The following is an 11,512-nucleotide window of genomic DNA, read 5'->3' as shown; positions in this document are numbered from 1 at the left end:
CCGCGCGAGGCTAACCCCGCGACGCGGCCCCGCTATACCCCCTGGCGGCCGGGGGCGGGGCGGAACCGGTACGGTGCCCCGTCGGCGGGGCCGCCCCACAGCCGCCCGCCGCCCCCGCCCAAGCGCCGATTCCAGCTCGTCGTCCGGCAGCCCGACGGCGTCCCGCAGCAGGTCGTGTCCGACGCGCCGCCCGGCGACAGCGGCGGTCCGCAGCACCTGCTGGGCCGTCTCGGAGAGTTGTTCGACGCGGATGAGGAGCAGGTCGGCCAGCCCGCTGGGCACGCCGTCCGCGTCGGTGGCCGCGACCAGCTCCTCCGCGTAGAACGCGTTGCCCTCGGCGCGCTCCACGATGCCGCGCACGGTGGCGTCGGGCAGCGGGCGGTCGCGCAGCGCCCGGACGAGCCGGGCCACGTCGGGATCGGCCAGCGGCCGCAGTTCCAGGCGTTCGACGGCGGGCAGCCGTACCAGCTCGGCCAGCAGGGGGCGCAGCGGATGGCGGCGGTGCAGGTCGTCCGCGCGGTACGAGGCGAACACCGTGAGCCGGTGCGCGGGCGCTCCGCCCGCCGACCGCTGCGGCATGCCCCGGCTGAGCAGGAAGCGGAGCAGGTCCCGGGAGGACTGGTCGGCCCAGTGCAGGTCCTCCAGGACGAGGAGCAGCGGGGCCGCGTCGGCGAGGTCGGCCAGCAGTCCCGCCATGCCCTCGAAGAGCCGCAGCCGCCCGTCCGGGTCCCGCACGGTCTGCGGACCGCCGCCCAGCAGCCGTTCCACCACGGGATGCGCGGCCAGCACCGGGGTGAACCGCTCGTCGGCGGCGAGCACGCCCAGGATCTCGGTGAAGGGCAGATACGGCAGCCCGACGTCACCGAGGTCGACGCAGTGCCCGGCGGCCACGGTCGTGCCGGCGTGTGCCGCCCGCCCGGCGACCTCGTCCAGCAGCCGTGTCTTGCCGACCCCGGCGTCACCGGCGACCAGCACGGCCCGCGCCTCACCCCGCCGGGCACGCTCCAGCACCCCCGACAGCCGTGCGAGTTCCGCGTCGCGGCCGATCAGGGGTGGTGTGATGAAGGCGGTCTGCTGCACGGGGACATCCTGGCACGCGGCACCGACAGCGCCCCCGTGGCCCGGACCGGCCGGTCAGCGCAGCGTCTCGGCCCAGTTCGCCGGCACCCGCCCGGCCGGCCCCGGTGCGGGCTGGTCCACCGGATGGCAGATCGGGGGAGCGAGCTCGGGACCCGACTCGTACAGCTCGTCGGTGGCGAAGTTCCAGAACCAGTCCTCGCCCGGCTCGTAGCTGCGGATCACGGGGTGTCCGGTGGCCCGGTAGTGTGCCGTGGCGTGCTTCGCGGGGGAGTCGTCGCAGCAGCCCACGTGCCCGCACTGCGCGCAGCGCCGCAGATGGAACCACCAGCCGCCCGCCGCTTCGCACTCTACGCACCCGGTGCCGCTCGGCGGGACGCTGGGGTCGATGGCGGCGTCGCTGCTCATACTGCCTCCTCGGGTGTTTCGGCGGTCAGGGGCAGCAGGACCTGGAAACGGGTGTCCCCGGGCACCGACTCGACCTGGATGGTGCCGTGGTGCTTGTTGACGACGATCCGCCAGGAGATGTCCAGGCCCAGTCCGGTGCCCTGGCCCACGGGTTTCGTGGTGAAGAACGGGTCGAAGATCCGGCTCTTGATCTCCGGGGGGATGCCCGGCCCGGTGTCCCGGAACTCCACCAGGACCCGCTCGTGGCCGAGTGCCGTCCGCACGGTCAGCGTGCCCTCGCCGCCGTTGTCGCCCATGGCGCTGACCGCGTTGTCGATGAGGTTGGTCCATACCTGGTTGAGCTCGGCCGGGTACGCCGGGATCTGCGGGAGCGTGCGGTCGTACTCCTTGACGACTTCGATGCGCGGTCCGATCTTGCCCGACAGCATCAGCAGCGTGCTGTCGAGGAGTTCGTGCACGTCCGCGACCCGGTAGGGGGCCCGGTCCAGCTGCGAGTACTGCTTGGCCGCGTCGACGAGGTGCGAGATGCGGGTGGTGGAGTCCTCGATCTCGTTCATCAACAGCTCGGTCTCGATGGTGTAGTTGAGCCATCCGACGGCGCCGGGCAGGATCTCCTCGTCCACGGCCGCGGCGACCTGCTCCAGCCAGTCGATGTCGAGTCCGGCCTGCACGAAGGTCGGGGCGAGCCGCCAGCCGTGGTCGATGCCGTGGTCCTCCAGCCAGTCGGTGAGCGCGTCCTCCCGGTCCGACGCCTCCAGCGGGCTGAGCGCCGGGGCCTTGGCGACACGTTCCGCGGTGCGGTCCTGGATCTCGATCAGGCCCGCCAACGCGTCCCGGGAGAAAGGTCCTTCGGCGATCACGGCGAGCTTGTGCCGCATCTTCGCGACCCGCTCCCTGAGCGTGGCGGTGGCCCGGACGGCTGCCGCCGCCGGGTTGTTCAGCTCGTGGGTGAGCCCGGCCGACAGCGAGCCCAGCGCCAGCAGCCGCTCCCGCTGCCCGATGGCGGCCTGAGTGCTCTTGGCGCCGAAGAACAGGCCCTCCAGCAGGTGCACGGCCATCGGGAACCACTCGCTCATGATGTCCGCGAAGGTGTCCCCGGGCAGCACGAAGAACCGCGTAGGCTCCGTCACCCGCATCGAGTTGTTGTAGACCTGCCGCACCCGGTCCCCGAGGTAAGCCTGCATGGCGCCCGCGTACACCCCGCTCTGCGAGGTCCGGGTGACCTCGACGTCGTCGTTGCCGACCCGGCGGGAGAGCACGACCGTGCCCTCGATCATCACGTAGAAGCAGGTCGCCGGCTCACCCTCGGTGTAGACCGGGCCCGGCTGGAACAGCTCCACCCGCCCCGCGCTGCACAGCCGCCCGAGCTGCTCCGGTGCGAGCTTCTCGAAGAGGAACAGCGAGCCGATCTCCTGCGGGTTGCACGGCATCAACTGCCCGCTCATGACTGCTCCAGATACCGGTGGACGAGCATCACGGCCATGGCTCCCTCTCCGACGGCGGACGCGACACGCTTGGCGGACTCCGCGCGGGCGTCGCCCGCCACGAACACGCCGGGAATGCTGGTCTCCAGGTGGTACGGCGGGCGGTCCAGTTCCCAGCTCTCCGGCGGGCGCCCGTCCGCGGTCAGATCGGGTCCGGCGAGGATGAACCCGCGCTCGTCGCGCAGCACCGTGTCGCCGAGCCAGTCCGTCAGCGGCGCCGCGCCGATGAAGACGAACATCCACTGCGCGTCGACCCGTTCGGTCTCCCCGGTCACCGCGTGACGCAGCGTCAGCTGCTCCAGGTGGCCGGAGCCGTGCGCCGCGTCGACGACCGTGCGGCAGCGGACCGAGATGTTCGGCGCCTCGTTGATCTGCTGGATCAGGTAGTAGGACATGGACGCCGCCAGGTCCGGGCCGCGCACCAGCAGCGTCACCGACTTGGCGAACCTGGACAGGTACATCGCCGCCTGGCCCGCCGAGTTGGCGCCGCCCACGATGTACACGTCGTGCCCCTGGCAGGCCGAGGCCTCCGTCAGCGCCGAGCCGTAGAACACCCCGCAGCCGGTCAGATCGGTGCAGCCCTGCGCGTCCAGCTGCCGGTACTGCACACCCGTCGCCAGGATCACGCTGTGCGCCGCGACGGCCGACCCGTCCGCGAACCGCACCATGCGGGCCGCCCCGTTGACCTCCAGCGCCGTCACCTCGCGCGCGGTGAGGATCTCGGCGCCGAACTTGGCGGCCTGCCGGCGGGCCCGTTCGGTGAGCTGGCCGCCCGAGACGCCGTCGGGGAAGCCGAGGTAGTTCTCGATCCGGGAGCTCTGGCCGGCCTGGCCGCCCGTCGCCGACCGCTCCACCAGAACGGTCCGCAGCCCCTCCGAGGCCCCGTACACGGCCGCGCCGAGCCCGGCCGGCCCGCCTCCGATGACCACCAGGTCGTAGAAGTCGGCCGTCGGTGTGGTCGCCAGGCCCACCCGCGCGGCGAGCTCGGGCGGCTCGGGCTCCACCAGCGGCGCGCCGTCGGGTGTGATCACCAGCGGCAGCCGCTGTCCGTCCGCTCCGGCGGCGGCCAGCAGCCGCTGTCCCTCCGGCTCCTCGACCGAGTACCAGCGGTACGGCACCTGGTTGCGGGCCAGGAACTCCCGCACGTCCGAGGACCGCGCCGACCAGCGGTGCCCGACGACCTTGGTGCTGGGCACGGGCCGGTAGTCGCTGTGCCGCCACGCCTCGATCAGGTCGTCCAGCACCGGGTAGAGCTTCTCCTCCGGCGGGTCCCACGGCTTGAGCAGGTAGTGGTCCAGGTCCACCACGTTGATCGCGTCGATCGCGGCGTTCGTGTCCGCGTACGCGGTCAGCAGCACGCGCCGGGCGCCCGGATACACGTCCAGGGCCTGTTCCAGGAACTCGATGCCGTTCATCTGCGGCATCCGGTAGTCGGCCAGGATCACGGCCACCAGGTCGCCGCGCAGCTTCAGCTCACGCAGCGCCTCCAGGGCGGAGTCGCCGGACTCCGCGCGCACGATCCGGTACGACTCGCCGTAGCGTCGCCGCAGGTCCCGGGCGACGGCACGGGAGACTCCCGGGTCGTCGTCCACGGTCATGATGACGGTCCGCGCTGTGTCGGCGGCCTGTGCCATACGTCTCCCACCCCGAGCGGTCGATTCACGGGACGGTGTCGCCGTCGTCACCGCACCGGTTCTCGCCCATCGTATGTTCGATCGCCCCGGATCGCCCCGGAAAGCGGAAACGCGCGGCCGGGAACCGCCGTCAGGAGCGCGCCGGGCTCGGCACACAGAACTCGTTGCCCTCGGGGTCCGCGAGCGCGGGCCACGGCCGCTCGCCCTGCCCGGCGTCCGCCCGCCCGGCACCGGGGGACAACAGCCGCCAGACCTCGGCCTCCCGGCCGTCGGGCGGAAGTCCAGGTGGAGCCGGTTCCTGGCGGACTTCTTCTCGGGAACCGGCACCAACGGCAGCCCCGGCGGCCGGTCCGGCGCGGGCCGGATCTCGTACCCGTCGGAGACGTCGCCGACCACCGCCCGGCCGAGCGCCCCGGCCCACCAGCGCCCCGGGGCCACCGGGCCGGGCCGCGTGCACCACCGCCTGTTCCCACTCCATCGCCATGGCCGCGGCTTAGTGAAGACTGGCCCCGGAGAACGCCGATCACGAGGAGGCCCGAGCATGACACGCCCGATCACGGCAGGGGTCGACGGTACGGAGGAGAGTCTCGCCGCGCTGGCCTGGGCGGGACGGGAGGCCGTGCGCCGGGAGCTGCCGCTGCGCGTGGTGCACGCCTGGCGCTTCCACCCGCACGAGGCGGACGGCGCCGGGGACCGGCGCACACAGTACCGGTGGGTGTCGGAGGGGACCGCGCAGGCCGTGCGCGCCGTCACCGAGCACCATCCGCAGCTGACGGTGACCGTGGACGTGGTCGAGGGGCACGCCGTCGAGACCCTGGTCGGTGCCGCGGCCGAGGCGGAGCTGCTGGTGCTCGGATCGCGCGGACACGGTGCCGTCGTCGGGTTCCTGCTCGGCTCGGTCGGACAGCAGGTCATCGCCGAGGCGGCGCGGCCCGTGGTACTGGTGCGGGCGGGGGACCGGGCCGCTGCGGAGGCCGCCGGGCGGGAGGTGGTCGTGGGCCAGCAGGGTGGCCCGCAGGACAGCGCGGCGGCCCTGCGGTTCGCCTTCGAGACGGCGGCGGCCCGCGGGGCCACGGTCCGGGCCGTACGGGCCTGGACGCTGCCGCCCGTCTTCGCCTACAGCCCGGGTTCGATGAAGCTCCTGGACGACGTCGGCGGCCTGGAGCCGTACGAGAAGAAGGCCTTGGCCGAGGCCCTGAAGCCGTGGCGGGAGCGCTTCCCGGGCGTCCCCGTGGCCGAGCACGTCGAGATGGGCAGCGCGGGCCAGGTGCTGCTGTCCGTGGCCGGACGGGCCCAGCTGATGGTCGTCGGGCGCCGCGCGCACCGCACGGCAGTCGGTGCCCGCATCGGCTCGGTGGCGCACGGGATGCTGCACCACGCCGACTGCCCGGTGGCCGTGGTGCCGCACGACTGACCTACTCCGGATCGGTCGGCACCAGCGTCTCGCGGGCCTTGGGGAGCAGGTTCTCGACGTAGTCACGGACCGCCGTGTCCAGCCCTATGTCGTGCTGCGCCCGCTCGGAGAGGTACCAGCGGTGCTCGAGCAGTTCGTGGTAGATCTCGGCCGGGTCCATGGAGCCGCGCAGGTCGAGCGGCACGGCGCGCACGGTGGGCCGGAAGACGTCCCGCACCCACCGGTGGGCCAGCACCTCCGGGCGCGCCGCGAGGGGATCGCCGGGCGCGTAGTCGTCCTGGGTGGCCATCCAGCTCTCCAGGTCGTTCAGCAGTCGCCGGGCCTGGTTCTCCTCGGTGTCCAGCCCGGTGAGCCGCAGCAGCTGGCGCTGGTGGTGGCCGGCGTCGACGACCTTCGGTACGAAGGTGACCGTGTCGCCGGTGGAGGAGCGCTCGATCTGCATCTCGGCGACGTCGAAGCCGAGGTCGTTGAGCCGCCGTATCCGCCGCTCTATGTAGTGGTACTTGCCCACCGGGTACACGGACGTGCGGGTCAGCTCCTGCCACAGGCCCTGGTAGCGGGCGCAGATCTCCGTGCCGAACTCGACGGGGTCGACGGACGGGTGCAGCGCTCCGGACGCCTCCAGGTCCAGCAGCTCGCCGCTGATGTTGACGCGCGCGAGGTCGAGGTCGTACTCCCGCTGCCCGGGGCTCAGCCGCGGGTGCAGGTCACCGGTCTCCGCGTCGACGAGGTAGGCGGCGTACGCACCGGCGTCCCGCCGGAAGAGCGTGTTGGACAGCGAGCAGTCGCCCCACGCGAACCCGGCCAGGTGCAGCCGCACCAGCAGGACCGCGAGGGCGTCCATCAGGCGGTGCATGGTCGCCGGGCGCATGGTCGTCTCGAACATCGAGCGGTACGGCAGCGAGCCGCCCAGGTGCCGGGTGACCAGTACCGACTCCAGCGGGGCGCCGTCCGCGTCGGTGCGGCCGGTGAGCACGGCCAGCGGGTCGACCGCGGGGATGCCGAGCCGGTCCAGGTCGCGCAGCAGCTCGTACTCGCGCAGCGCGGGCCGCTGGGCGAGTTCCTTGACGGCGATCACCTCGTCGCCGGCCCGCGCGTAGCGCACGACGTGCCGGGAGATGCCGCGCGGCAGTGGCACGAGGTACTCCGCGGGCCATTCCTCCAGGGGCACGTCCCAGGGGAGTTCGAGCAGGAGCGCGGGGTGCTCCGGATTGGTGGCGCTGATCTGCAATGCCATGGGGCGAACCTTAAGGCCGGACCGGGATTTCCGGCGGTGGGGGCCGCATGCCGAACAGGCACCGCGTCACCCGTGTTCCGGCGCACCCCGAACTCGTACAGCACGAGGACCGCGGCCAGTGAGCCCGCCACGACCGTGGTGCGGTCGGCCACGATCGGGGCCTGCCACGCCACCACGCCGAAGCCGGCGAGGACGGTGACGGCGGCGGCGGTGCCCCGGTTCTCGGCCTGGTGGTCGTCGGGGGAGAAGACCAGGCCGAGGACGACGAGGGCGTGCAGGGGGCCGAGTTCGCCGCGGCCTCGGGTTCCCGCATCGCCGTGCCTCCCTCTGCCCGCCACGGTGTGCGGGACCGGGGCGTGCTCCGTCCGCCGGCTGCTCGGCCGGGGCGGGCGGCCCTGGTTCAGCGCACCCCGTGCGGCCGGAACTGCACGCTGATCCGGGGGCCCGTGGCGCGCGTCGTCTTCGGTACGCAGTGTTCCCAGGTCCGCTGGCAGGAGCCGCCCATGACGATCAGGTCGCCGTGTCCGAGCGGCCGCCGGACCGAGGCGCCGTGGCCGTGCGCCGGACGCAGCAGCAGGTCGCGGGGCGTGCCCACGGACAGGATCGCGACCATGGTGTCCTCGTGGGCGCCCCGTCCGATCCGGTCGCCGTGCCAGGCGACGCTGTCCCGGCCGTCGCGGTAGTAGCACAGCCCGGCGGTGGCGAAGGGCTCGCCCAGTTCGCCGGCGTAGTGACGGGAGAGCGCGTCGCGGGCCTCGGTCAGCACGGGGTGCGGCAGCGGGTCGTCCGCGCCGTAGAACGCGAGCAGCCGCGGTACGTCCACGACGTTGTCGTACATCCTCCGGCGCTCCGCCCGCCACGGAACGTCCGCCGCCAGCTCTTCGAACAGGGCGTCGGCTCCGCTCAGCCAGCCGGGCAGCACGTCGATCCAGGCGCCGGAGCCCAGTCCGGTCCGGCGTGTCCCGTCGAGGGAGCCGAGCCGCAGCTCGTCGGTCTGGTCGAACAGGGACCCCTGGAAGTGCGTGGCCATGGGTGCAGCCTACTCCGTAATCGAAAATGTGTTCCCATTCGATCTTGACGGAGGTCGCGCCGAGCCCTCCGGACGCCTTCCGATACGTTTGTGTATCGGATACATTCCTGTATCGAACGGAGGTCGGACATGACGGCGGAGGGCTCGGCCAAGCGCGTGACCAGGCGGCGGGTCCGGACCCGGGCCCGGCTTCTCGAGGCCGCGTTCGGCGTGTTCGCCGCCAAGGGCTTCGGGCGGGTGTCCATCGAGGAGGTCTGCGAGGCCGCCGGGTTCAGCCGGGGCGCCTTCTACTCGAACTTCGCCACGCTCGACGAGCTGTTCTTCGCCCTGTACCGGGAACGGGCCGACCTCATCGCGGAGCAGGTGGCCGACGCGCTCGCCGGTGACGGCCCCGACCTGGACGTGCCCGCTTCCGTGGACCGGGTCACCGAGGTGCTGCTGCTGGACGTGGACTGGCTGCTCGTGAAGACCGACTTCCTGGTGCACGCCGCCCGTGACCCCGAGGTCGCCGGAGCGCTCCTGGGCCACCGGGCCCGCCTCAGGCACGCCATCGCGGACCGGCTCTCACGGGCCAAGGGCCACACCGAACTGCCCGCCGTGCTGGGCGACGTCGACGGAGCGGCTCACGCCGTGGTCGCCGCGTACGACGGGGTCACCACCCAACTGCTGCTGGACCGGGACGTCGAGACCGCCCGGGCCTGGCTCAAGCAACTGCTCACCGCGCTGCTGACCGATGGCGGCAGCGCTTCCGGACGAGTCGGATAGGGAAGGGAAACGGTCGCCATGGACGCGGACGTCATCGTCGTCGGAGCGGGCCTCGCGGGCCTGGTCGCGGCGCACGAACTCACCAGCCGGGGCAGGCGCGTCGCCCTGGTCGACCAGGAGAACGCGGCCAACCTCGGCGGACAGGCGTTCTGGTCCTTCGGCGGGCTCTTCCTCGTCGACACCCCGGAACAGCGCCGCCTCGGCATCAAGGACTCCTTCGACCTCGCCTGGAACGACTGGCAGGGCAGCGCCCAGTTCGACCGTGTCGAGGACGAGGACTCCTGGGCGGTGCGCTGGGCCCGCGCCTACGTCGAGTTCGCGGCGGGGGAGAAACGGTCCTGGCTGGAGAGCCACGGCATCTCGCTGCTGCCCACGGTCGGCTGGGCCGAGCGCGGCGACCTGCGCGCGCACGGGCACGGCAACTCCGTACCGCGCTTCCACATCGCCTGGGGAACCGGGACGGGTGTCGTCGAGCCCTTCGCGGACCACGCCAGGCAGGCCGCGCGCGACGGGCTGCTCACCTTCCACCACCGCCACCGGGTGGACGAGCTGGTCATCGAGGACGGCGCCGCGCGCGGGGTGCGGGGCACGGTCCTCGCCGACGACGACTCGCCGCGGGGAGCGGCCTCCAACCGCGACCGCACCGGCGAGTTCGAACTCACCGCCCAGGCCGTGGTCGTCACCACCGGCGGCATCGGCGCCAACCACGACATCGTCCGCCGCTACTGGCCCGAGCGGCTCGGTACGCCTCCCACCGAGATGGTCACGGGCGTACCCGCCTACGTCGACGGGCGGATGCTCGACATCAGCGCGGAGGCGGGCGTGCGGCTCGTCAACCGGGACCGCATGTGGCACTACACCGAGGGCCTGCAGAACTGGGATCCCATCTGGCCCGGCCACGGCATCCGCATCCTGCCCGGCCCCTCCTCGATGTGGCTCGACGCCCTCGGCCGCCGTCTTCCCGACCCCTGCCTGCCCGGGTACGACACCCTCAACACGCTCCGGCACCTGCGCACCACCGAGGACATCGCGGGCCACGACCACTCCTGGTTCGTCCTCACCCGGAAGATCATCGAGAAGGAGTTCGCGCTGTCGGGCTCCGAGCAGAACCCCGACATCACCGCCAAGGACCGCAAGGCGGTCCTGCGCGACCGGCTGCTCGGCAAGGGCGCGCCGGGACCGGTGAAGGCGTTCCTGCGCAACGGCGCGGACTTCGTGACCGCAGACACTCTCGACAAGCTCGTCGAGAAGATGAACGGCCTCACCGGCAAGGCGCTCCTCGACGTGGCCGAGGTGCGCCGCCAGATCGAGGCGCGCGACCTGCAGATGGCCAACCCCTACAGCAAGGACTCCCAGGTCCAGGGCATCCGCAACGCCCGCCGCTACATCGGCGACCGCCTCGGCCGGGTCGCCGCCCCGCACCGCATCCTCGACCCGGAGGCGGGGCCGCTGATCGGGGTCAAGCTGCACATCCTGACCCGCAAGACCCTCGGCGGCATCCAGACCGACCTGGACTCCCGTGCCCTCGGCGCCGACGGCCGGCCCATCGGCGGGCTCTACGCGGCGGGCGAGGTCGCCGGTTTCGGCGGCGGCGGCGTCCACGGCTACAACGCCCTGGAGGGCACCTTCCTCGGCGGCTGCCTCTTCTCCGGGCGCGCGGCCGGGCGGGCCGCGGCGGAGCAGACGGCCTGACGTCAGTGCGTCAGGAGCTCCGCCAGTACCGAGGCGTGGCTCTCCTGAGGGGTCTTGGAGGCGGTCAGCAGGGTCACCGTGCCCCGGCCGGCCGTCTCCCGGAGGCCGTCGAGGAGTCCGGCCGCGTCCGGCGCGGCGAGCTCCGTCTCGTAGCGGCGCCGGAACTCGTCGTAGGAGCCCTCGCCCGCGTGGAACCAGCGGCGCAGTTCGGTGGACGGCGTGAGGCCCTTGGGCCACTCGTCCACCCGGGCCGCATCCTTCGACACGCCGCGCGGCCACAGGCGGTCGACCAGGACCCGCACGCCGTCCTCCGGCTCGGGCGGTTCGTAGATCCGGCGTACGCGGACGGTCATGCACGGGCCTCCGTCGGATGGCAGGTCGGGCGTTCGGAGCGTACTGCGCCGGGACGGGCGGACGACCGTTCTTGATCGGCGACGCGGCGTAACTTGACCTGAACGAGGGGGATTTTGCTCGACATGGCCGCCTAGTCTTTGGGGCGTTTGATCATTCGTCACCCCCGAAGGAGCGCACGTGACGCCATCCCGCCGGCCGGCCGCCGGACGACGCACCACAGTCCTCCGTCGCGAGGCGGTCCTCGCCACCGTCCCCGTCGCCGTCGCGGCCCTGCTCGCGGCCGCCGGTCCGGCCGCCGCCGGGACGACCGGCTCCGCCGGCGTGGGGGACCCCTACTTCCCGCTCGAGGGCAACGGCGGCTACAACGTCCGGCACTACGGACTGACGCTCCGTTACGACACCTGTCTCTGATTCACA

At 72.7% G+C, this 11,512-nt stretch carries 11 protein-coding genes and 1 pseudogene; 4 read left to right on the top strand and 8 right to left on the bottom strand.

Going from position 1 to position 11,512, the window contains the following annotated elements; translation table 11 throughout:
- The 5 genes and pseudogenes from ACFW2E_RS26440 to ACFW2E_RS26420 all read right to left on the bottom strand — a co-directional run.
- On the bottom strand, positions 1-1,080 hold a 1,080-nt coding region (locus tag ACFW2E_RS26440; RefSeq protein ID WP_384469563.1), incomplete at its 3' end, for an ATP-binding protein.
- A gap of 54 nt (positions 1,081-1,134) precedes the next feature.
- Positions 1,135-1,485, bottom strand: a complete 351-nt coding sequence (locus ACFW2E_RS26435) for a UBP-type zinc finger domain-containing protein (RefSeq protein ID WP_384469562.1) — start codon at positions 1,483-1,485, stop codon at positions 1,135-1,137.
- The gene (locus ACFW2E_RS26430) at positions 1,482-2,930 is read right to left on the bottom strand and encodes an ATP-binding protein (RefSeq protein WP_384469561.1); all 1,449 of its coding nucleotides are present in this window, start codon (positions 2,928-2,930) and stop codon (positions 1,482-1,484) included. The genes ACFW2E_RS26435 and ACFW2E_RS26430 overlap by 4 nt, the downstream gene beginning before the upstream one ends.
- Positions 2,927-4,603 (bottom strand): FAD-dependent oxidoreductase, encoded by a 1,677-nt coding sequence (locus ACFW2E_RS26425; RefSeq protein ID WP_384469560.1) that lies wholly within the window; start codon positions 4,601-4,603, stop codon positions 2,927-2,929. The genes ACFW2E_RS26430 and ACFW2E_RS26425 overlap by 4 nt, the downstream gene beginning before the upstream one ends.
- 130 nt (positions 4,604-4,733) lie before the next feature.
- Positions 4,734-5,146 (bottom strand): annotated as a pseudogene (locus ACFW2E_RS26420) (VOC family protein).
- On the opposite strand from ACFW2E_RS26420, the gene ACFW2E_RS26415 reads away from it, so the two are divergent.
- A complete protein-coding gene (locus ACFW2E_RS26415) occupies positions 5,145-6,017 on the top strand; it encodes a universal stress protein (protein ID WP_384469559.1) in 873 nt (290 codons plus the stop codon). The pseudogene ACFW2E_RS26420 and the gene ACFW2E_RS26415 overlap by 2 nt on opposite strands.
- A gap of 1 nt (position 6,018) precedes the next feature.
- Here the strand turns inward: ACFW2E_RS26415 and ACFW2E_RS26410 are convergent, their stop codons facing one another.
- A complete protein-coding gene (locus ACFW2E_RS26410; RefSeq protein WP_384469558.1) occupies positions 6,019-7,254 on the bottom strand; it encodes a DUF4032 domain-containing protein in 1,236 nt (411 codons plus the stop codon).
- Positions 7,255-7,654: 400 nt separating this feature from the next.
- Positions 7,655-8,284 carry an alpha-ketoglutarate-dependent dioxygenase AlkB gene (locus ACFW2E_RS26405; RefSeq protein WP_384469557.1) on the bottom strand — a complete coding sequence of 210 codons (630 nt, stop codon included), beginning with the start codon at positions 8,282-8,284 and terminating at the stop codon, positions 7,655-7,657.
- 129 nt (positions 8,285-8,413) lie between these two features.
- Between ACFW2E_RS26405 and ACFW2E_RS26400 the strand changes: the two genes are divergently transcribed.
- Both ACFW2E_RS26400 and ACFW2E_RS26395 read left to right on the top strand, forming a co-directional pair.
- On the top strand, positions 8,414-9,049 hold the full coding sequence (locus tag ACFW2E_RS26400) for a TetR/AcrR family transcriptional regulator (RefSeq protein ID WP_384469556.1): 636 nt from the start codon (positions 8,414-8,416) through the stop codon (positions 9,047-9,049).
- Between the two features lie 18 nt (positions 9,050-9,067).
- Positions 9,068-10,741 (top strand): FAD-binding dehydrogenase, encoded by a 1,674-nt coding sequence (locus tag ACFW2E_RS26395; protein ID WP_384469555.1) that lies wholly within the window; start codon positions 9,068-9,070, stop codon positions 10,739-10,741.
- 2 nt (positions 10,742-10,743) lie between these two features.
- On the opposite strand, the gene ACFW2E_RS26390 is transcribed toward ACFW2E_RS26395, so the two are convergent.
- Positions 10,744-11,094, bottom strand: a complete 351-nt coding sequence (locus tag ACFW2E_RS26390) for a DUF488 domain-containing protein (protein WP_384469554.1) — start codon at positions 11,092-11,094, stop codon at positions 10,744-10,746.
- Positions 11,095-11,272: 178 nt separating this feature from the next.
- Here ACFW2E_RS26390 and ACFW2E_RS26385 point away from each other — a divergent pair, with 178 nt between their 5' ends.
- Positions 11,273-11,506: a hypothetical protein gene (locus tag ACFW2E_RS26385; RefSeq protein WP_384469553.1), complete on the top strand. Its 234-nt coding sequence runs from the start codon at positions 11,273-11,275 to the stop codon at positions 11,504-11,506.
- Positions 11,507-11,512: the final 6 nt, after the last annotated feature.

This window comes from Streptomyces sp. NPDC058964, from assembly GCF_042741275.1.
In the GTDB taxonomy this organism is placed as follows: domain Bacteria; phylum Actinomycetota; class Actinomycetes; order Streptomycetales; family Streptomycetaceae; genus Streptomyces.
The sequence above is the reverse complement of the archived record's forward strand: the minus strand, read 5'-3'. Positions and strand labels throughout refer to the sequence as shown.